The sequence below is a fragment of the Rossellomorea sp. NPDC071047 genome (assembly GCF_050270195.1).
In the GTDB taxonomy this organism is placed as follows: domain Bacteria; phylum Bacillota; class Bacilli; order Bacillales; family Bacillaceae_B; genus Rossellomorea.
Map to the genome: position 1 here is coordinate 723,010 of NZ_JBNNJT010000002.1, position 22,012 is coordinate 745,021.

The 22,012-nt window shown below is 44.1% G+C and carries 15 protein-coding genes; 12 read left to right on the top strand and 3 right to left on the bottom strand.

What is annotated here, in order from left to right:
• The first annotated feature begins 38 nt into the window (after positions 1–38).
• The 12 genes from gltB (at position 39) to ACQKFO_RS11590 (ending at position 17,097) form a co-directional block, all read left to right on the top strand.
• Positions 39–4,637: a glutamate synthase large subunit gene (gene gltB, locus ACQKFO_RS11535; RefSeq protein WP_427598783.1), complete on the top strand. Its 4,599-nt coding sequence runs from the start codon at positions 39–41 to the stop codon at positions 4,635–4,637.
• 17 nt (positions 4,638–4,654) lie between these two features.
• Positions 4,655–6,142 (top strand): glutamate synthase subunit beta, encoded by a 1,488-nt coding sequence (locus tag ACQKFO_RS11540; protein WP_427598784.1) that lies wholly within the window; start codon positions 4,655–4,657, stop codon positions 6,140–6,142.
• 262 nt (positions 6,143–6,404) lie between these two features.
• Positions 6,405–7,451 carry a DUF5937 family protein gene (locus ACQKFO_RS11545; protein WP_427598785.1) on the top strand — a complete coding sequence of 349 codons (1,047 nt, stop codon included), beginning with the start codon at positions 6,405–6,407 and terminating at the stop codon, positions 7,449–7,451.
• A 12-nt stretch (positions 7,452–7,463) separates the two neighbouring features.
• Positions 7,464–8,378, top strand: coding sequence for an ABC transporter permease subunit (locus tag ACQKFO_RS11550; RefSeq protein WP_427598786.1), 915 nt, complete (start codon positions 7,464–7,466; stop codon positions 8,376–8,378).
• Entirely contained in the window at positions 8,375–9,277 is a 903-nt protein-coding gene (locus ACQKFO_RS11555) for an ABC transporter permease subunit (protein ID WP_427598787.1), read from the top strand. Before ACQKFO_RS11550 ends, ACQKFO_RS11555 begins: the two co-directional genes overlap by 4 nt.
• Positions 9,278–9,400: 123 nt before the next feature.
• Positions 9,401–10,849: an N-acetylglucosamine-specific PTS transporter subunit IIBC gene (nagE, locus tag ACQKFO_RS11560; RefSeq protein WP_427598788.1), complete on the top strand. Its 1,449-nt coding sequence runs from the start codon at positions 9,401–9,403 to the stop codon at positions 10,847–10,849.
• A gap of 232 nt (positions 10,850–11,081) precedes the next feature.
• Positions 11,082–11,798, top strand: coding sequence for a DUF2161 domain-containing phosphodiesterase (locus ACQKFO_RS11565; RefSeq protein WP_427598790.1), 717 nt, complete (start codon positions 11,082–11,084; stop codon positions 11,796–11,798).
• Between the two features lie 114 nt (positions 11,799–11,912).
• Positions 11,913–13,781 carry a squalene--hopene cyclase gene (gene shc / locus ACQKFO_RS11570; protein ID WP_427598791.1) on the top strand — a complete coding sequence of 623 codons (1,869 nt, stop codon included), beginning with the start codon at positions 11,913–11,915 and terminating at the stop codon, positions 13,779–13,781.
• A 75-nt stretch (positions 13,782–13,856) separates the two neighbouring features.
• On the top strand, positions 13,857–14,795 hold the full coding sequence (locus ACQKFO_RS11575; RefSeq protein WP_427598792.1) for a heme-dependent oxidative N-demethylase family protein: 939 nt from the start codon (positions 13,857–13,859) through the stop codon (positions 14,793–14,795).
• The gene (locus ACQKFO_RS11580) at positions 14,792–15,280 is read left to right on the top strand and encodes a dimethylamine monooxygenase subunit DmmA family protein (protein ID WP_427598793.1); all 489 of its coding nucleotides are present in this window, start codon (positions 14,792–14,794) and stop codon (positions 15,278–15,280) included. Before ACQKFO_RS11575 ends, ACQKFO_RS11580 begins: the two co-directional genes overlap by 4 nt.
• Positions 15,277–16,230, top strand: a complete 954-nt coding sequence (locus ACQKFO_RS11585) for a PDR/VanB family oxidoreductase (RefSeq protein WP_427598794.1) — start codon at positions 15,277–15,279, stop codon at positions 16,228–16,230. Before ACQKFO_RS11580 ends, ACQKFO_RS11585 begins: the two co-directional genes overlap by 4 nt.
• 90 nt (positions 16,231–16,320) lie before the next feature.
• Positions 16,321–17,097 (top strand): arylamine N-acetyltransferase family protein, encoded by a 777-nt coding sequence (locus tag ACQKFO_RS11590; RefSeq protein ID WP_427598911.1) that lies wholly within the window; start codon positions 16,321–16,323, stop codon positions 17,095–17,097.
• Between the two features lie 40 nt (positions 17,098–17,137).
• On the opposite strand, the gene ACQKFO_RS11595 is transcribed toward ACQKFO_RS11590, so the two are convergent.
• The 3 genes from ACQKFO_RS11595 to ACQKFO_RS11605 all read right to left on the bottom strand — a co-directional run bounded on the left by ACQKFO_RS11595 (position 17,138) and on the right by ACQKFO_RS11605 (position 21,883).
• Entirely contained in the window at positions 17,138–17,323 is a 186-nt protein-coding gene (locus ACQKFO_RS11595) for a hypothetical protein (RefSeq protein WP_427598795.1), read from the bottom strand.
• Between the two features lie 90 nt (positions 17,324–17,413).
• A complete protein-coding gene (locus ACQKFO_RS11600) occupies positions 17,414–17,665 on the bottom strand; it encodes a YuzF family protein (RefSeq protein ID WP_427598796.1) in 252 nt (83 codons plus the stop codon).
• A 141-nt stretch (positions 17,666–17,806) separates the two neighbouring features.
• On the bottom strand, positions 17,807–21,883 hold the full coding sequence (locus ACQKFO_RS11605; RefSeq protein ID WP_427598797.1) for a S8 family serine peptidase: 4,077 nt from the start codon (positions 21,881–21,883) through the stop codon (positions 17,807–17,809).
• Positions 21,884–22,012: the final 129 nt, after the last annotated feature.

Consider the following 22,012-nt stretch of genomic DNA (forward strand, 5'->3'; position numbering starts at 1 on the left):
TTCAAAAAATATACAAGTTTGGTAGAGGAGGACATTGGATGAAAACGAATCTTCCTGTAGCGCAAGGCATGTATGATCCTGCGCAAGAACATGAAGCATGTGGAATTGGAATGATTGCAAACATTGATGGCACGAAGAGTCATAACATCGTTCAAAATGCAATTAACATTCTATGTAATTTAGAGCACCGCGGAGGACAATCAGCTGATACAAGTACTGGGGACGGTGCAGGTATCCTAACCCAAATCCCTCATCATTTCTTCAAAAAGCAATGTGAGAAAGAAGACATCATCCTTCCGAGAAAAGGTGAATATGGAATCGGAATGGTATTCCTTCCTGAAAATTATGAGAAGCGCATGAAGAGTAAAGAAATCTTCGAACGCATCATTGAAGAAGAAGGTCAGAAGACTCTCGGATGGAGACCAGTTCCCCTAAACGATTCTTTTGTAGGGAAAGTGGCTTCAAAGTCGAAGCCGTTCATCCGCCAGGTATTCATTGGGGTATCGGATGACATTCAGTCCCGGATGGATTTTGAACGAAAGCTATATGTAATCCGGAAACGAATTGAAAAAGAAGTGGCGACTGTTGAGGGACAAGAAGATGTCTATCTTTGTAGCTTGTCGTCCACGACCATTGTTTACAAAGGGATGCTCATCCCGGAACAGCTCGATTCCTTTTATATTGACCTCAACCACCCTGAGTTCCGGTCAGCTTTAGCTCTTGTACATTCCCGCTTTAGTACAAACACTTTCCCAAGCTGGCAGCGATCTCATCCAAACCGATATACGATCCATAATGGAGAATTCAATACATTAAGAGGTAATGTGAACTGGATGCGCGCACGTGAGAAACTATGCCATTCAAGTGCTTTTAAAGAAGAAGATCTGGAAAAAATCCTTCCTGTCATTGATGAGACAGGCAGTGATTCCTCCATGTTTGATAACTGCTTTGAATTCCTTCATTTATCAGGAAGATCTCTTGCTCATACGGCCATGATGATGGTACCGGAACCTTGGGAAAATGATGACACGATCCACCCGAAGAAAAAGGACTTCTACGAATATCATAGCTGTTTGATGGAGCCATGGGATGGACCGGCAGCCCTTGTGTTTACAGATGGAAAACAGATTGGCGCATGCCTTGACAGAAATGGACTTCGACCTGCCCGCTACTATGTGACAAAGGGCGGCATGATCGTTCTTGGTTCTGAAGTTGGGGCCCTTGATATTTTTGCCGACGATATTGTATATAAAGACCGATTACAGCCGGGGAAAATGCTGTTGGTGGACCTTGAAAAAGGCAGGATCATTCCAGACGAAGAGATCAAGTTGCGCGTTGCTTCCGAACAACCATACAGACATTGGCTGGATAACAATAAGTTTGAGCTTGAGGATTTGCCTGAAACGACCCAGGAAGTGGTTCAACTGGATTCAGAAGAAGTTCTCCTGCAGCAACAGGCATTTGGCTACACAACAGAGGAATTAAACAAAATCATCAAGCCGATGGTGACGGACGGGAAAGACCCGGTCGGTTCCATGGGATATGATTCACCACTTGCGGTATTATCAAAAAAGCCACAGCTTCTATATAACTACTTTAAACAACTATTTGCTCAAGTGACAAACCCGCCGATTGATGCGATACGGGAACAGATCATTACATCTGTAGGAACAACGATTGGAGCAGAAGGTAACCTGGTTAACCCGGGTCCTGAAAGCTGCAGGCATATCCATCTAAAGACACCGATTTTAACCGGGGAAGAGCTTGAAAGGCTCCGTCATCAAAACGAAGAGGGCTTTAAAGCCGTTACTTTATCGATTTTATTTGATGTAACCGATGAAGAAAATCAGCTTGAAAGCGCCCTGGATGCTCTATATGAAAAAGCGGACCAGGCCGTTGAAGACGGTGCGACCCTTCTAGTTTTATCAGATCGTGGCGTTATGAAAGATAAGGCAGCCATTCCAGCACTCCTTGCCGTATCAGGGCTTCACCATCACTTAATTCGCCAGGGAACCCGCACAACTGTCAGCATCCTCTTAGAATCAGGGGAACCAAGAGAGGTTCACCATTTCGCAACCCTGCTTGGATATGGTGCAGAAGCCATCAATCCGTATTTAGCTTATGAAACCCTGCGTGATCTTATCGATAAAGGCGAGCTGCAGGACACCACTTACGAGCAGGCTGTGCAAAGTTTTGTGAAATCAGGGACTGACGGTGTCATCAAAGTTTTATCTAAAATGGGTATCTCGACGATTCAAAGCTACCGTGGAGCACAAATATTTGAAGCGGTAGGCATCCATAAAGACGTGATCGATAAATATTTCACCCGTACAGCGTCGAGACTCGGCGGAATCGGAATGGATATCATCGAAAAAGAAGTGCTTTTAAGACATAGAAAAGCATTCAATGACCGTAAAGACAATCAACAAACATTGGATTCCGGAGACGAATTCCAATATCGTAAAAATGGAGAGGATCATGCGTACAATCCAAGTACGATTCACACTCTTCAACATGCATGCCGTACGAATAATTATGAGTTGTTCAAAAAATATTCCAATATGCTGACAGATGAAAAGCAGAATCTGCAATCTCTGCGCGGACTTCTTTCGTTTAAAGAAACGAAGCCTATCCCGATTGAAGAGGTAGAATCAGTGGAAGAAATCTGTCGCCGTTTCAAGACCGGTGCCATGTCATTCGGCTCCATCAGTCAGGAAGCCCATGAAGCATTAGCGATTGCCATGAATAAAATCGGGGGACGCAGCAACTCAGGTGAAGGTGGGGAACATCCAAGCCGCTTCACCCCGGACGAAAATGGGGATTCAAGGCGCAGCTCAATCAAGCAAGTAGCGTCAGGACGCTTCGGTGTAACAAGCCATTACCTGGTGAATGCGGACGAAATACAAATCAAGGTTGCACAAGGAGCAAAACCTGGTGAAGGAGGGCATCTCCCTGGGAAGAAAGTATATCCTTGGGTTGCTGAGGTGCGGGGGTCCACTCCTGGAGTGGAATTGATTTCTCCACCGCCCCATCATGATATCTATTCGATTGAAGACCTTGCCGAGCTGATTTATAACCTGAAGAATGCGAACCCCCAAGCCCGAATCAGCGTAAAGCTGGTATCGGCTGTGGGTGTTGGAACGATCGCTGCAGGTGTGGCGAAAGGCCGGGCGGATGTTGTGTTAATCAGCGGATATGACGGAGGGACAGGTGCTGCCCCGAGAACGAGTCTGAAACATACAGGATTACCATGGGAGATCGGTCTTGCCGAAGCCCATCAGACCCTGTTACTGAACCGTCTTCGTGACCGGATTGTCGTCGAGACTGATGGGAAAATGATGACGGGCCGGGATGTTGTGGTTGCATCGCTTCTAGGAGCGGAAGAGTATGGATTCTCGACTGCACCACTTGTTGTCCTTGGATGTGTCATGATGCGTGTTTGTCATATGAATACATGTCCAGTCGGTATTGCGACTCAAGACCCTGAGCTGCGTAAAAAATACACAGGTGACCCTGAGCATGTAGCGAATTTCATGCGTTTTGTTGCCCAGGAAACAAGAGAGCTTATGGCTCAACTTGGTTTCAGAACGATCAATGAAATGATCGGTAGAACCGATATTCTTGAAGCAAACGAAGCAATCGATCATTGGAAAGGGAAAGGAATCGACCTCTCTGCTCTTCTGCATCAGCCGGATGTGCCTGCAAAGGTGGGCCGCTATGCGACAAAAAAGCAGGATCACGAACTTGAGAAAACACTCGATTATCAAGAACTGATTCCCCGCTGCCGCCAAGCGATTGAAAAGGGAGAACCGGTTGAATGGACGACAGCGATCCGGAACATTCACCGCGTAACCGGCACGATGCTTGGAAGCGAAATCACTAAACGTTACGGGGCAGAAGGATTACCGGAAGATACAATCCGCCTGACGTTTAAAGGATCTGCAGGACAAAGCTTCGGTGCCTTTATTCCAAAAGGTCTGACGCTGAGACTTGTCGGTGATTCAAATGACTTCGTAGGAAAAGGTTTATCAGGCGGGAAAATCATCGTTCATCCTGATCCGACCGCTACGTTCATTCCTGAACGAAACACGATCATCGGTAACGTTTCCTTCTACGGGGCATCAGGTGGAGAAGCATACATTTACGGAGTGGCCGGCGAGCGCTTCTGTGTCAGAAACAGTGGAGCACAGGTAGTCGTTGAAAGTGTCGGCGATCACGGATGTGAATATATGACAGGTGGAAAAGTGGTTGTACTCGGTCTTACAGGTCGAAACTTTGCAGCCGGTATGTCAGGTGGAGTCGCCTATGTACTGGATGAGGATGAAAACTTCCGATCAAGATGTAATCAGGAACTGGTACTTGTTCAACCATTATTTGATCCGGAGGAAATGAAAGATGTATACGACATGATCGAGAAATACGTTCATTATACAAACAGTAACAACGGCAAGAAGATTTTAGCGAACTGGGATTCCTACGTATCAAAATTTGTACGCGTGATTCCGAAATCGTACCTCAAGATGAGAGAGCGGATCAGTGAGCTTGAAAATAGTGGATTAGAGAAATTCGATGCCGAAATGGCAGCATTTGAAGAAGGTACAAAAGAAGAGAAAAAAGTGTTAGAACCAGCGAAATAAAGAGGGAGGGGGATATTATGGGAAAACCAACTGGATTCATGGAATATAAAAGACAAACATTAGATGAACGAAATCCAGCTGAAAGGACGAAGGATTGGAACGATTATACCTCTCCTCTTTCGGAAGAAGAGGTCAAGAAACAGGGGGCGCGTTGTATGGATTGCGGCGTTCCCACCTGTCAGTCTGGAATGGAAATCAATGGAGCAACAACGGGTTGCCCTGTTTATCACTTAATACCGGAATGGAACGATCTTGTGTACCAGGGACAATGGAAGGAAGCCCTGAAGCGCGAGCATCAGATGAACAACTTTCCTGAATTTACCGGTTTTGCTTGTCCTGCACCATGTGAGGGAGCATGCGTACTTGGAATCAACGAGCCGCCTGTTGCGATTAGAACCGTGGAACGCTCGATCATCGAAAAAGGGTTTGAAGAAGGCTGGGTCATTCCGGAACCACCCGAATACCGCACCGGTAAACGGGTGGCGGTTATAGGTTCTGGTCCGGCAGGATTGGCCTCAGCTGCTCAATTGAATAAAGCTGGCCATCTTGTGACCGTTTTTGAAAAAAATGATCGTGTAGGCGGGTTATTAACGTATGGCATTCCAGAAATGAAATTGCCTTATTCAGTCGTTAAGCGCCGCGTCGATATTTTAGAAGAAGAGGGCATTGAATTCGTTACGAATACGGAGGTTGGGAAAGACTACACTGTCGAAAACCTGCGTGAAAACTTTGATGCAGTCATCCTTTGCGGGGGAGCCGCCGTTCATCGCGACATCCAAGTGGATGGGCGAGATTTGAAAGGCGTTCATTACGCAATGGAATTCCTTCATTCGAATACAAAAAGCTTGTTGGATTCCAACCTGGAGGACGGAAATTATATTTCTGCAGAAGGGAAAAACGTCATTGTCATCGGTGGTGGAGATACAGGTACAGATTGTTTGGCCACTTCGGTAAGACATAACTGTAAAAGCCTCACTCAGTTTGATATCTATGATAAAAAGGGCGCCATGCGTGATGAAGTCGGCAACCCTTGGCCGCAATACCCGGTCATTCACCGGGTGGAGTACGGTCAAAAAGAAGCAGCAGAAGTACTTGGAGAAGATCCACGTGCGTATGCCGTCATGACCAAGAAGTTTGTCGGTGACGAGCATGGTCATATCAAGGAAGTCCATACGATTAATGTAAAGCTTCGTTATGACGAAGATGGAAACAAAATCCGTGATGAAATTCCCGGAACGGAAAAAGTATGGCCAGCTGATCTTGTCCTTCTGGCCATCGGATTCAGTGGTCCGGAACAAGACCTGATCAAAGAGCTTGAAGTCGAAACAAACACCAATTCAACGGTTAAAGCAGAGTACGGCAAATACCTGACCAACGTCGATGGTGTCTTCGCCGCAGGAGACATGCGCCGAGGCCAAAGCCTCATCGTCTGGGCCATCAACGAAGGCCGCGAAGCAGCACGCGAATGCGACCGCTACCTCATGGGCACAACTGAACTACCTTAATAGAGGGACGGACCTCCGTCGGGCTTGATGCCTGACGGAGGTTTTTTTGCGTGTTTAAAGAGGGACGGACCTCCCTAAGGACCCATCCACCGCCACGAATTTCCATAACCACACCATTTCTTCAATTGAAATCCGAGGTCCGTCCCTCAATATCCTCTAACCACTCTTGACAGATCCCTCCATATACCGTAAGTTATGTTTAATTTATCCAGTTATAGGGTTTGATTAGATAAATAGCTAATCAGTTAAAGGTGGGATCTTGATGGGTATTGAAATTGTGTTTTCACCATTTAATGAATTGGTGGCGAGTTTGCATGTGCTGTGTAATCCGGTTCATCATCCATACCGCAGGAAGTGGGCGACGGAAACAGAGGCGTTGCTCTCAAAAGAAATGGTCTCTGATATTCGCATGATTGGATCGTTGACCTATGAGTGGTATTATGTCATGAATATCCGTAACGAATACAAGCTTAATGAGTCCTCTACAGAGGAAGCAATCGAATTTATTTGTTCCATGCCTGATGAGGCTTTCGTTTTTTATATGCTGGGAGAGCAGTACAGTGTTGAATCGCTTCAAGGCTGGAGGAAGGATAATCGTATGTCACCGCTAAACCATCATCAAAAGGATTTGCTGAAGCATCCGAAGCAGTGGAAGGATCGCATTCACCAGCTCCTTTATGAATACAACGAAAAGTTATTCCAACGGGAATTGTTTCGGATCCAGCCTTGGATTACGAGGGCATCCGCCACTTTCCAGCAAAAGCTTGATCAGTCTTCTTTCGATGCCCTGAATGAGCTTCACCCGGATGTTACACTAAAAGGCTCAATCATTAAGGTGCAAAAGGGTGAGACGTACCGATTTTCGTTAACAGAATATACCCATCTCACATTACAGCCTTCTACCTTCATTACCCCACATGTCATGCTCGGTGTATATCCTGGCAGGCTTTGCCTCGGCTTGCACGTAGCGGTGCCTGAGACGGAAGCTTCTAATGATGAGCCGCCCACAGACTTAGTTCTCATGTTCAAGGCCTTGGGAGAATCAACAAGATTAAAAATATTACGGGATGTTCTCATGCATCCATACAGCACCAAACAGCTCGCGGAAAAATATGACCTTGCTGAAGCGACCATTTCCAGTCATATTAAAACTCTTCAAAAGTCCGGCCTGGTAACGAGTGAACGGAAAGGCTATTACATCTTCTATTCAGGAAACAGAGAAAAAATGGAGTCACTGCGAGCGGATCTTAGTCAGTTCATCTCGCTTCCTTTATTGAAGCAATTTATTTATGAGTCTGATTTAACTTAAGGGGTCATGTTCATGATGAAATTAATTAAAGAAATTGGACAATATGGATTGACGTGCACAGGTATCATTCTCCTACTGGCTTCTCCTTCATTAACTGGAGGCTTAAAGACTTTTACTTCAACTATCCAAACGATCATTAGCAATATTCTGCAGCCTGACAAACTTCTCATCTATGTACATTCAGAGACCCGATCCTACGCCAGAATGCCTGAAGTGAGGTCCGAGGAATTCCATCAGCAGACGGTCACAATAGACTTATTTCCCTATATAGCAGATTCCTATTTTTATAGTCTATCCTTGCTTCTGGGAAGCTTTATTATAGCTGTATTCATAGTCGTGATTGCGAGTTTGATGTATACACAGTTCCATCCATTTTTGAAGAAGATAATACTTGCCACTATAGGAATCTTTGAATCACTTCCGGACGTCTTTTTTATCTTTAGTATTCAATTATTTGTTGTGTGGTTTTATAAACAGACAGGGGTTGAACTAGCAGCAGCCTATTCCACCGATAAAAAACCGGCTTATCTCTTACCACTTTTAACCTTGAGTGTTGTCCCATGCATTTATCTCCTTAAAATGAACCTTCTTTTTATGAAAGAAGAGATGGAGAGGGATTATGTACTCTTTGCAAAATCAAAAGGGATCTCCGATGCTGCCATTTCGTTTCATCATATTTTAAGAAATACGGCCATGGAGTGCCTGACGCATTTACACGTCATCATCCTTGTCTTGCTCACCAATCTCGTTGTCCTCGAATTTCTGTTTCATAGCAGTGGGATCATGAGATTTATAATGGAAGACCAGCCTGCCGCATCACGGGCATTCATGCTGATCCTCTTCATGACACCACTATTCGTATTGATTAAAGGTACAATCCATTACCGGCAGCGATTTTATGGAACGAAAGGAGGAGGGAAAGGTTGATATCAACAAAGATGATTCCAGCGTATCTACTCCTTTTCATTTTTCTCGTGAGCGTCTTCTGGCCAATTGTAACAGAGGAACCTGTCGCCCAGTCATTTCTCTATGATGAAAATGGGGCAGTGGTGGATACTACACCATATCCGCCTTCAAGCCTATATTGGCTTGGAACGGATCGGGAAGGCCGTGATCTATTTTATTTGTTGGTGATTGGAGCGAAGTGGACGATGTTTTTTGCGCTAGTGGTCACCGTATTTAGAATCATCCTTGCGCCTTTCCTAGGTGTCTGGCTTAAAAGCTGTTTCACTTCATCATGGGTGGAAGGCTTGCTGCAAGCATTCAGCTTCGTTCCCCAGTCGCTGGTTGCGATCATCTGGCTGTCACCTTTTTTGCTGTATGAGCTGAGAAGTGCCCCGCCCCTTACTATGACCCAATCTCTTCTTTTACAGCTCATTGTTCTCACAATGGCAGGTGTACCGACTACAGCAAAAATGATCGGAGAAACTGTACGGCATATTCACTCCCATGATTTTCTGGATAGTGCACGTGTCCTTGGGGGATCACCCTTTCATCTTGTTAAAAGACATGTTTTCCCTCACCTCTTCCCCAGGCTCATCATTTTGACAGGCAGGCAGCTCGTACAGGTTCTCAACCTGCTGTTGCATCTTGCTATTTTTCATATTTTTATAGGAGGGACGGTTATTACCTCGGGGCAGGAGCATGATCAGTTCAATGCTTATTCAAGCGCGACGTATGAATGGGCGGGTTTGATCGGAAGTCAATACGGAGAATTGTTGTTGGAGCCATATATCGTGTTTTTTCCTGTAATGGCATATTCGTTATTGATCCTGTTGATGAATATGACGGTCAAACAACTGGAAAAATACTATAAAAGGTGTTGAATATTCATCCCTATTCACTTCTAAAAAGTTTGGAACCAGAATATTTTTTATGGGAGAGGTTTTGTCCTATTTACTAGACAAAACATCTAGAGGTGAAAAATAGACTGATAGGGGGAAAACAAAATGATGAAATATCTTCAGCGCATTGGTCGTTCGTTGATGCTTCCGGTTGCCGTTTTGCCGGCTGCTGCGATTCTTATGGGGATTGGGTATTGGATCGATCCGACTGGCTGGGGCGCGGATAGTCCGATTGCAGCCTTCTTAATCAAGGCTGGCGCTTCGATCATTGATAATATGTCGATTCTGTTTGCAGTAGGTGTAGCACTTGGTATGGCCAAAACAAAGGATGGTTCTGCAGCACTGAGCGGGTTGGTAGCTTATCTCGTGATAACGACACTCCTTTCAACGGAATCAGTTGCACTGCTACAAGGTGTGGATGCCGCAGCGGTCAATCCCGCATTTGAGAAAATCGGTAATCAGTTTGTCGGGATACTTTCAGGGATAGTGGCCGCGAGTATGTACAATCGCTTCAGTCACGTGAAGCTTCCGGATGCACTTGCCTTTTTTAGCGGAAAACGATTGGTTCCGATCATGTCGGCGGTTGCCATGCTGGTAGTATCAGGCGTGATGCTGTTCGTTTGGCCGGTCATCTATACTGCTCTGGTTTCATTCGGGAAAGAAATCAGTGGATTAAGCTTCACGGGTGCTGGTTTATATGGATTCTTTAATCGATTATTAATTCCTACTGGTTTACATCATGCATTGAATTCCGTGTTCTGGTTCGACGTTGCCGGTATTAATGATATCGGGAACTTCTGGTCGGGTAAGGGTGAAGAAGGTGTGACGGGTATGTATCAGGCTGGGTTCTTCCCGGTTATGATGTTTGGTCTTCCTGCTGCGGGACTTGCCATCTATCATGCTGCTAAGCCAAGTAAGAAGAAGCAGGTGGCGTCACTTATGCTGGCAGCCGGTTTTGCTTCCTTTTTCACAGGAGTGACAGAGCCTCTGGAATTTGCCTTCATGTTTGTGGCACCTGCCCTTTATGTAGCACATGCGGTGTTGACAGGATTATCCTTGGCCATTGCTTCCTTCTTTCAATGGACGGCCGGGTTCGGCTTCAGCGCAGGGTTCGTCGATTTTGTCTTAAGCTCAAGGCTCCCGCTAGCGAATCTTCCATACATGCTGCTCATACAAGGTGTCGTATTTGCCCTTCTCTACTATTTCTTGTTCCGTTTCATGATCGCGAAATTCAATCTTATGACTCCTGGGCGTGAAGAAGACAGCGAAGAAGCAACAGGGGAGAGTGCAGTGGTGCTCACTCAAGACGAAAAGTTTGCTGTGATGGCCAATGAAATCTATGCCGGACTCGGTGGGGATGAAAATGTAACCTCCGTAGATAACTGCATTACCAGATTGAGAGTTGAAGTGAAGGACATGGATGCCGTGGATCAGGCTAGGATCAAAGCGACAGGGGTGCCGGGCATACATGTGGTTGGGGAAAATAACATTCAAGTAATTGTAGGCACGTCGGTGCAGTTTGTGGCTGATGAAATTGAGAAGATTCGAGGATAGGATAAGGAAAGGGGACTTGTCGTTTTTTGTAGAATGGCAGATAAAAGCTGATTTTGGCAGGTATATTTCTCAAACGGCTGGTATATCGCAAAAACGGTAGATAAACCATTTCCAATAGCTTCCCCCAACTTACGAACCATGAGTTGGGGTCTCTTTTTCTTCCAAACTGCAAAAATCTCTCGAATAGTCTATACTTTACCCTATAGAATTCTTTCCCAGAAAGGTTTTTACCATGAAGAAACTTAAAGAATCGGATCTTTATCAACCGATCCAAAAACATTTTCACAAACAGGGTTACCAGGTAAACGGTGAAGTGAACGATTGTGATGTGACTGCCTTTAAGGAAGATGAACTTGTGATTGTAGAATTAAAGCTTTCATTGAATGTCGAACTTCTTATTCAAGCGACAAAGCGGCAGAGACTCACAGACCTTGTATACATAGCAATCCCGAAACCAAAGCGTCCCCGATCAAAGCGGTGGAATGATGTCTGTCACTTGGTGCGCAGACTAGAGCTCGGTCTGATTACCGTGTCGTTTACAACGAAAACCCCAAAGCTTGATTTTGTCATACATCCGGAAACCTTTGACCGGAATAAGAGTATGAAGAACAGTAAGCGGAAAAGGGCAGCTCTTGTAAAAGAAATCGAAGGGCGCAGTGCAGATTACAATGTAGGCGGAAGCAATAAAACGAAAATCATGACGGCTTACAAGGAAAATTGCATTCAGATTGCCTGTTACCTGGAGGAATACGGTCCCATGTCACCGAGGAATTTAGCCAAGTTGGGCACGGGTGCGAAAACTCCATCCATTCTCCAGAAGAATTATTACCGCTGGTTTGAGCGGGTGAAAAGGGGAGTTTACCAGATAACGGAGCAAGGAAAAAAAGAGCTTGAGAAGTATCCCGAGCTTGTAAGCTACTACTCTAAGAAAATAGAAGAAGAACAATAGAAAGAGCCTGCCCCGCAACCGGAGAGCAGGCTCTTCTTTGTATCTCACTACTAGTACCCGCATTCTTCACATATACATTACATCAGAGCAGATATTGGGAGGAAGGATACATGTATGAAAAAGAAGATTGAGAACACGATTCATAAAATGGTGAGTGATCTTCAGCATAAACAGAATGCAGAAGGAAGCTGGTCCTTCTGCTTTGAAAATAGCGTGATGACCGATGCGTATATGATCATCCTTCTGCGTTCCCTTGAGATGGATGATGAAGAGCTCATGGAACGGCTCGTGAACCGTCTTTGGAAAGTACAATCAAGGGAAGGGACATGGAAGCTTTTTGAGGATGAAAACGAAGGAAATCTGTCTTCAACGGTTGAGGCATACTTTGCCCTCTTATTTAGTGGATTGGTGGAGAAGGAGGACAAGAGACTGGAGAAAGCCCAGCGTTTCATAGAGAAAAAGGGTGGTTTTCACGGGGCACACTCGATTACGAAATTCATGCTTGCCATTCATGGACAATATGATTGGAGGCATTTGCTTCCGGTTCCCATCGAGTTTTTAATGATTCCAAAGCAATTCCCATTGAACTTCTGGGATTTCAGCAGCTATGCACGAGCTCATTTGGCACCACTATTGCTATTAAAAGATCAGCGATTCTCTTTAAAGACAACCAGCACTCCTCATATAAAACATCTGTCCCGTGCATCCCATGAAGTACGCTACAACGACCGTGAGTTGAAATTATTCGCAAAAATCAACGAGGGACTACAGTCCCTTATCAGCATCCCATCCCAGCTCCATCAACAGTCACAACAATTTGCCCAACAGTATATGCTGCAAAGAATAGAATCCGATGGGACGTATCTTAGTTATTTCAGCACAACGTTTTATATGATTTATGCCCTGCTGGCTTTGGGGTACAAAAAGAGTGACCCTATAATCGTAAACGCAATGAGTGGATTAAAAGAGATGGCCTGCGAAACGAAGAAAGGCATTCATATTCAAAATTCTCCCTCAACCGTGTGGGACACAGCCTTGATCGGCTATGCCCTTCAGGAAGCAGGAGTGGATGCACGAGAACACTCCATTGAGAAATCGGTGGAATACCTTCTTAAGAAACAACATTTCCGCTATGGAGATTGGGCGATGGAGAGCGGTGTGAAGCCTGGGGGCTGGGGCTTTTCAAAGAGCAACAGCATTCACCCTGACGTGGATGATACGACGGCTGCACTCCGGGCCATTACCTATTCAGCCGCTGAGAAACCACTTGTGCGGCAATCGTGGGACCGTGGGCTCGAATGGACACTTGGTATGCAGAACCGTGATGGAGGCTGGCCGGCTTTTGAAAATAACAAGACAAAAGGTATCCTTACTTCATTTCCTATGGACGGGGCAGAGGCAGCGGCAATCGATCCATCAACCCCTGATCTAACAGGTAGAGCACTTGAATTCCTGGGCAGCCGGGCAGGGTTGACCAAGGACCATCAACAGGTGAAAAGAGGGGTTCAGTGGCTGAAACTGATGCAAAAGGACGAAGGATCCTGGTACGGGCGCTGGGGTGTCTGCTATATCTATGGGACATGGGCGGCCATCACGGGAATGAAAGCAACGGGAGTACCCTCTTCTGATAAACATATCCAAAGAGCAAAAGCTTGGCTGGAAAGCATTCAACATAAAGACGGGGGATGGGGAGAATCCTGTTACAGTGATCAGGAAAAGACATACGTGCCTCTTTCCTTCAGCACCCCCTCACAAACCGCATGGGCACTGGAATCTCTCATATGTATCGAAGACAAACCCACTCCCGCCATTGACCTGGGCATCATGGCGCTTCTCGAATTCATGAACGGAGAAGCAGATGACTCATCCAAAACGTACCCCACGGGAGTAGGCCTGCCAGGGAACTTCTATATTCATTACCATAGCTATCAATGGATTTGGCCCCTGATCACACTCAGCAAGTACAAAGAGAAATACGGGTGAGGGACGGACCTCTTGAGGTCCGTCCCTCCATGCGATAAAATAAAAGTAAGAATTTTCGGACAAAGGTGTGGTTTTATGGTGAAAGTGGATTCGTTTCCTTATCCCTTTAAGGGGGAGGTATATCGGTATTCGAATAATTCGGTTCCTTTGGATGAGCCGAGCAGTGTGGAGATTACATCGTCTTATCAAAAAGAAATCAAGCTTAAACGGGATTTGCTTACGCATCATCCCGAGCGGTGCTTTCAGTCCCGGTGGCATACTTTGAAAGCTCAATGGGAAATAGTAGAGCTGGTCATTCAACATCTCACTACGTGCTATCCTCAACAGTTTTCCCTTGAAAAAAATGAGGGGAAATGGACATTCCACAATCACATTCTAAATGAACAAACAACTTTTTCACTCGGGGATGAAACCATTTTATCCATGGAACCACTCGATTTTATCGGTCGACATGTACAAGAGGATCTAATATTGATGATGCAGCGGGATGGGGATTTATACTTGGATGCGGGACAGCTTTGTTTTCCTGCTAATTGGTCCCTTGCGTTTAATACAGGAATGAGTTTTAAGGAGATTCATAAGCCGATTCCGGGTTTTAAAGAAGAAGGCTTGGATCAGCGGATTTTGACATTTTTAATGCGTATGGAAGCCGGAGACCCATGGGTCAGGAGGAATTGGTCGTTAATGGCGGGAAATCGCTTGGATACTTCACTTGAAACCTTTGATCAGTGGGGGAAGGACAGAAGGCAGGTTACGGTGGAAAATGCGGGTGAATTCGTTCATTTGCGGGTAGAGGTACAGAAATTGTTCCGTTTACCGGGCTCGAACGGATTACTGTTCACGATTCATACCCACCTTCTCTCACTGGAAAAGTTCGCTCGAAATCCGGAATGGACCGAGGAGTTTTATCAGATCCTGCAGGAGCTTCCTTCACATATCTCTGATTACAAAGGGATTTCCTTATTTAAAGATGTTGTCATCGAGTATTTGAACGGGAAGCGGGTGAAGAAATGAAGGGCGAGAAAAAGCCAGCGTTCGTCACGAGCAAGCGAAAGTACTTATTTTGTTGTGATCAAAAGGGGATGAAACGTCTGACTCCCATCATTAATAAAGTAATGGAGGAGAATGTCTCCTTTGAAGTGGTTTTCCTGGGTGAAAAGGAAGATACCGATATCTCAATGTGGTTGCGAAATCAGAAGATGGGCACTTATCTTTACATAGCAATGGAGTGGAGTAAGCTGGAAGATTTCAAGCACCTGGCTATGGAATATGGTTTTTCTGAAGAGGAGATGCAGTTTATTGGTCACGGAATCAGATTGATCGATGTGTTCTGTTGCAAATGTCACCAGAAAACAAAGATTGATAGAGGAAAACTGTACAAACTTATGACGACCTGTTCCCATTGCCACTTAAAGCTGTCCGTTTCCAACCATTACTCTCCCTTACGAGGGTCATTCCTCGGTTACGTTACCTTAGAAACCGGGAGTGATAGAAGATGAATTTTCATAAAACCATCCCTGTCCAGGTCAGGTCCATACATCAGGAAACCCCTCATGTTAAGAGTTTTACGCTTGTTCATGAACATAATGAACCCCTTCCTTATTTTAGCGGGGGATCCCATATCACTACATATGTTGAACTGGATGGACAATTCATTGCCAGATCGTACTCCTTAACGAATCCACCTGGTCAAACAGCCTCCTATCAAATCGCCATCCGTCTAAATGAAACGTCCCAGGGAGGATCTCTGTATTGGCATGAACGGATGAAAGTGGGGGATACCTTACAAGTGGGATTTCCACAAAACCATTTCCCATTGAGTTTTAAAGCAAAACATCATGTATTCTATGCAGCGGGAATCGGCATTACCCCTTACCTGTCCATGATGGCAGAGCTTAAGGAGGAGGGACGGACCTTCGAACTCCATTATGCAGCGAAATCGAGAGAGGCTTGTCCTTTCTACTCCTTTCTTACAGAAACCTATCCTAAGCAGACTCACTTTTATTTTTCAAAAGAAAAGAGATTAACAGATGCAAGTCTTTGGGAACACAGAGTGGGAACCCACGTTTATTTCTGTGGTCCTCCTCGATTTATAGAAGAGTTTACCAGAAGTGCCCTGGAAATCGGATATCCTTCATTGAGTGTTCATTACGAACGATTCACTCCTCCACAAACATTAACACGGAGAAGGTTTAAAGTGGAATTAACGAATGGTCAAATCGTTTCTGTTTCAGAAAATGAGACTTTGTTAGAGGCACTGCTCGAGTCGGGGATCAAGGCCCCCTATTCCTGTCGGGCCGGCCGGTGCGGGACGTGTGAATTAAAAGTGTTAGAGGGAAAAGTCGATCATGCTGATTCCTTTCTGAGTGAGGAAGAACGGAATGACCATCGCTCGATTCTGTCTTGTGTATCCCGTGCCCAGTCTCGGAAGTTACGAATTCAACTGTGACAGTGGCATACAGTTGTTTTTCTTATAGAGTGTAGATAATATACAGATACAGCATATTGTAGACTGATGTTAAGAAGTGGAGGGCTCACCATCACCGAACTTAATACATTATTTCGCAAAAGAATACATTATCCAATTCAAGCTAAAATAACCTTTCAACAATTAGATACCATCTTAGAAGAAACAGCTAAAAGCATCCCATTCGAAAATCTATGTGTTATCAAAAATACATTCACCGATCTTACCAAAGAGAATCTATTGAATAAAATGCTCGTGAAGAACGAAGGTGGTCTATGTTATGAACTCAATTCATTATTTTATTTATTTTTGATTGAAAATCAATTCGATGCGGTTCTTGCTCGTGGAGTTGTTTACAATCAAGAGAAAGAGCAGTTCCAGACGATAGGAAGAACCCATGTAGTCATTTTAGTCTCTCATAAAGATACAACATATGTGATTGATACCGGTTTTGGAGGAAATCTCCCGTTAAAACCAGTACCATTATCTGGAGAAGTGGTTGTCTCTTCAAATGGTGAGTTTAGAGTGAAAGAGGCCGTCAGTCCCCATGGAGATTATATTCTTGAAATGAAATTAAAGCATAAGCATTCGGGATGGAAAACAGGATATGCTTTCGATTCAAGGGATCACATAAAGGATGTCACTCTATTGAATGACATTCAAACGATTATTGCCAAACATTCAGATTCCCCTTTTAACAAGCATCCATTGCTGACCAGAAGGACTGATGACGGGAATGTAACGTTAACCGATACGTCCTTTACACATTGGAAGGATGGAGAGCTGACAAAAGAGGAAATCGATCATGAGGGCTATAAAAAATTTCTGAACATCTGGTTTGAAGAATAAGCATAAAAAAAGACTCAGAAAAAAATCTGAGTCAATATTTTTACTTCCGGAGTATTTCCATGACGCCTTTATATATTAGGAAAAGTGAGAATATGAGAATTGCCAATATGCCAATGACGTCCGTTACCGGGGCAATGCTTGCTAAAAACGTCCCTGCTAAAGGAACTTTCAACAATGCAAACCCGGATAAAATACCCGCTACTAACAAAAGAATAAAACGATCCATTCTGTCATACCTCCTCTCAGTGGTAGTATATGACGGAGGGAAGGGGAAGTTGAACCCAAGATTCGCGAAGTTGCCTATTGGGCAAATGGATTACACAGGCATAATGGAAACGATCTGTTGAATCCTTACGTAAAATACAGAGTCACCAGCTTTTAGGGAAATATGATCTGGTTGAACCTCAATCAAGTCGCCTCGAATCGTGTCTTTCGTGGTCTCCACAATGAGCATTTTTCCCATAACGGACTGCAGCCTACTGACTACGAAAGGATCAATCAAAGTGGTATAGGAAGTATTAACATTCATGCCCTGGTTACGATCATAAGGCTGATAATATTTATACATGAAGCACTCTCCTTCAAGCGGAAGTATATAAGGTATCCATTCATTTGTATGTAAGATGGGTGATTTGTAGTATTATTCAAAGCAGAAAGGAATGAACCCTGATGAAATGAGGGTTCATTCCTATAAATTCTGGCATGATCTTTAGTTCAGTCCTAATTCCTCTAAAATCGAATCCAACGTTTTTCCGTCGGCTGATTCAACTGGAGCAGGGGCATCCTTGACATGCTCATTCTGTAATAAATAATTCTTTTGAACAAACTTCATATCGTTCGCATCCACCACTTCATCGAAATTGATGTCGGCAGCACGATCATTTGTATTCCAGGCATCCTGAATGGCGATGGCATCCTGAATGTCGATGACGTTATCCTGGTTGACGTCTCCTCCAACGGGTTTCATATTGCTCATTCTATGATATTTTCCATAAAGCTCCCCATTGTACTCATATCCGATTTTCTCATTATACTTCTTAGTTAAGAAGTGACCAGGAAGAGTCACCGTTATCTCATAAGGGTCTTTATTTAATGGAAGTTTCCCGATGGAGTACTCACCATTATCCGTAATGGAGGATGGAATGAAGACGTCCCCGGTTGAGTTTTTGAATTCTACGTTTGCACCTGCTTTTGTCCAATCCTTCTTGGCATTGTAGCCATTCCCGCTATCGAATCCTTCAGGGCTTATGAATCCCTTTATTGAATTAAAGTCAGGATTTACAGTGAATCCTGCACCAGCATGCAATAGGTTCATTGTTTCGTTGTTAGAATTAGTAATGGTTACTGTTGGGTCCAGAACGTCTTGTTTAGTGAACACTTCATCTTGAAGCTTTACTTGAACATCAACAATGGTACTATGATCAAATGTTTGAACAGGTTCGTTGAACGTCACTTTGATTTGATTTCCTTCAAGTGTCAAGGACGCTCTATCTGAAAATTCCCCGGATAGTTTGGCATCGATCACTTCCGGATTTTTTCCGTAGTAATCTTCGAATGTCCAGGTGGCTTCCTTAGCATCCTCAACATTATCAAGTACTAAAGCTGCCTTTACTGTTTCACCTGTTACAACGGTATCGACATCGGTTTGCAGGTAGGCATTCGGTGTACCTTCTTTAATGAAGAAATAGTTCTTCTCAGGAGTGTTGTTTCCGGCCATATCATACCCCTTCATTCTAAAGTTGAGGGCATCCACGTTCTCGTTCATTGCAATTTCTTCGACAAACTTACCGCTCTCATCCATATAAAGCGGAGAGGAAGGGAACGGTGAATTCCAATAATAAATCATAAAGTTTTTGGATTGATCTGCGTCGACTCCTGCTGCTTGCATATCTTCAATAAGTGGATCTGTAATTTCAATCTCAAATGGATACGTTTCCTGGCCTGGTTGATATTCAAGGAACGGGGAATCACCATCCAGGGAACTCTTGAATGTAGGACCATCAATATCAATATAGAAATGCTCTGTTTTTGTTTTTACTTTGCCTTTTGGATCTGTCATCGCGTATTTGATTTTATAGTGTCCAGGTTTGGCGATGGTCATTTCTTCTGAAACCGGATTTTTCTTATCGCCTGTAAATGCGAAATAGCCACCCTGGAAAGCCCTTAATAGATAATCGTTATCCAACAGGGCCCCCTGTAAACCAATTGTACCGATCAATCCCAAATCTTCACCTGTTTCCCCATCCTGCAGGATCACGTCCATGCTTTCCATCGGTGAACTCAGGTTGAACTCAACCAGTGCCCAAGGATAGCGGAATGGATCATAACCATGCGTATAGTGTGGAGAAGCATAGGTAGGGGATAGCAATTCAAGGGTATTAAAACCTTCCTCCGATCTCTTCACACTAAATGGCACACGGTAGCTTTCTGTATGATCATTACGGTTCGTAACGATTAGGTATCCCTCGTAAATCCCTTTCGCAGCGGTTTTAGGCATCGTCAGGAAGAGATTTGAAGTCTTTTTGCTGCCACCATTTACCTTAATGGACTTGCCAGAAGTTAGGTTAACCCCATTTTCTTTGAGACTTAGGGTTCCTTCCTGTATATTTTCTTCAAATGTTATGTCAAAGGTTTTCTTTTCATCGCTATTATTGGTGATTTCAAAGCTTTTTTGAACGCGGAGGTGAGCTCCTTCAGCCACTACCTGATTACCAAAGCTCAATCCCCCAGTTGGATTATCGATTGCAATCAGTTCTTCCCCGCTAGGAAGCAACGTTTCATCTTTTATCTGGATCTTTGTCTGACTGTGAAGGGCTTGATACGGATCTACTCTTCCTGCACCAACCTCAAATACGCTGTAATCGCCATTCAAAGGATCAGATGAGTTCATGAGAATGGTTTTAATATCAGCAGGCTCGAGATCAGGATTCTCACCTAACAGTAAAGCTGCAATTCCCGCTGTGAAAGGAGAAGCCATAGAGGTACCTGATAATCTAGAGTAAGCATACTGATAGTCATCCGTTTTTTCTGGATCGATCATATAGGAAGGGAAGGTCGACAGAACGCTGACTCCGGGTGCTACGACTTCTGGTTTCATATCATAGCTTTTATTAACAGGGCCCCGTGAACTGAAGTCCGCTAAATGGTCACCCTCAGTCACGTTTTCTTCTAAGTTTGTAAAGGTGAAGTTTGATTCTCCACTTGCGATCGCAGCTTTTAATTCTTCCCCGGCAGCCATTGACATAGAGAAGGTTGGGACAAAATTTGTTGATTCACCAAGATTATATCCTACATGTCCTTCAGCATTGTTATACATGATCACGGCTTTGGCACCATGTTCCTTAGCAAATTTCACTTTGTCATTGAGTGCGAAATTTCCTCGCTGAACAAAGGCAATCTTTCCTTCAACATTTTTATTCTCATAGTCTTCTTCATAACCAAGGCCGACATCTACCAACTCTAATGATCGATCTTCTAAACTGGCAAAGGAATGTGCGAATCCTCTTGCCATACTCACAATTTCCGCTGACCAACCATCTGACGTTTGACCGGTAAAAGTGGTTTGCGAGACAGGAACATCACTTGCTCCCACTGTTAGCGCTAAAGCAGCTGTACCCGGAGAGCCGAGGGTAAAGTCATTTGGTCCTGCATTCCCTGCTGAAACAACAGCTGTCACACCGTTTAATACGGCGTAGTTAAGGGCTGTACTTGTAGGATAATATGGATCATTGACACTGGCACCCAATGAAAGGTTGATGACATCCATTCCATCCTGCACAGATTTTTCAATTCCGGCAAGGACGTCTTCTGTGTAACCACTTCCGTATGGACCTAGGACGCGATACACATAAAGATCTGCATCTGGGGCAACTCCCTCTACGGATACTTCACTATCATTCTCGTTTTGTCCTACGATGGTTCCGGATACATGAGTACCATGAGAAGTATAATAGGAACTGCCAGTATAACTAAATTCCGGTTCACTCGTACTCTCCCAATCTTCATACGTTGCTTCCATTGGGTCAGCATCATCGTCAACAAAGTCATATCCACCTTTGTAAGCATCTTTAAGGTCAGGATGGTTATAGTCAATACCTGTGTCGATGACACCGACTTTGATTCCCTCTCCTGTTATTCCTTCCTTATGTAGTTCATCTACATTTAAATAGGGGATGCTTTCAACAGATGTTGTGATTTCTCTCTCAACATCATTTGGATGGTCTTCTTTAACGGGATCGACCGTAAAGGCCTGATTTTTAAACACAGCTTTAACAGCTTCGGATTTAAGCAGTTGTTCTACCTGATTAGCTGGAAGGGTCATGGCGACACCGTTATACGCTTCTTTATAGGTTTGGTTGATTTTCGGCTCTTTCTTTTTCCCTTTTACAAGACTAGAAGATAGATGTTTCGCAACATCTTCTTTAAATATCTTATGTTCTTTCTCCACTTGGGCTTTGGCGTCTGCTTTCTTTAGTGATTTACCTTGTACTGCCGCTTCCAATACTTGCACATGTCCAGGTTTGGATTCAAATTGAACGATAACGGAGATCTCTTCGTCAGATGCCAATTCTCCCGACTGAAATCCTTGGAGACCCTCTACGTTATTTACCTCCAGTTGATGCAAGGCTTGTCTTTGTGTTTCAGTCAAGGAAGATAAAACTGTTTCTGCTTTCCAATCCTCAGCTGTAGCTGTTGGCATGGAGTAGTTCGACACTGGGGATAACAGTAATCCAGTGGATAGTGCAATCACAGCCGATTTCTTTGTGATGGAAGATCCATTCATCATTTCTACCTCTTTTCTGTTTTGTTTTGGTTAGATTATTCAAAAGATTAGTACAATTATTATTGTAAATACATATTTATCATGTTTGTATGGGGGTTTATTTAGGGACCATTTGACTATTAATTAGTCTGG

Bases quoted from the DNA above. Each gene is read 5' to 3' on its own strand.
- ACQKFO_RS11550 (WP_427598786.1), top strand. From the start codon at position 7,464: ATGATGAAATTAATTAAAGAAATTGGACAATATGGATTGACGTGCACA.
- nagE (WP_427598788.1), top strand. From the start codon at position 9,401: ATGATGAAATATCTTCAGCGCATTGGTCGTTCGTTGATGCTTCCGGTT.
- ACQKFO_RS11565 (WP_427598790.1), top strand. From the start codon at position 11,082: ATGAAGAAACTTAAAGAATCGGATCTTTATCAACCGATCCAAAAACAT.
- ACQKFO_RS11605 (WP_427598797.1), bottom strand. From the start codon at position 21,883: ATGATGAATGGATCTTCCATCACAAAGAAATCGGCTGTGATTGCACTA.
- ACQKFO_RS11575 (WP_427598792.1), top strand. From the start codon at position 13,857: ATGGTGAAAGTGGATTCGTTTCCTTATCCCTTTAAGGGGGAGGTATAT.
- ACQKFO_RS11545 (WP_427598785.1), top strand. From the start codon at position 6,405: ATGGGTATTGAAATTGTGTTTTCACCATTTAATGAATTGGTGGCGAGT.
- ACQKFO_RS11585 (WP_427598794.1), top strand. From the start codon at position 15,277: ATGAATTTTCATAAAACCATCCCTGTCCAGGTCAGGTCCATACATCAG.
- ACQKFO_RS11595 (WP_427598795.1), bottom strand. From the start codon at position 17,323: ATGGATCGTTTTATTCTTTTGTTAGTAGCGGGTATTTTATCCGGGTTT.
- gltB (WP_427598783.1), top strand. From the start codon at position 39: ATGAAAACGAATCTTCCTGTAGCGCAAGGCATGTATGATCCTGCGCAA.
- ACQKFO_RS11580 (WP_427598793.1), top strand. From the start codon at position 14,792: ATGAAGGGCGAGAAAAAGCCAGCGTTCGTCACGAGCAAGCGAAAGTAC.
- ACQKFO_RS11540 (WP_427598784.1), top strand. From the start codon at position 4,655: ATGGGAAAACCAACTGGATTCATGGAATATAAAAGACAAACATTAGAT.
- ACQKFO_RS11600 (WP_427598796.1), bottom strand. From the start codon at position 17,665: ATGTATAAATATTATCAGCCTTATGATCGTAACCAGGGCATGAATGTT.
- shc (WP_427598791.1), top strand. From the start codon at position 11,913: ATGAAAAAGAAGATTGAGAACACGATTCATAAAATGGTGAGTGATCTT.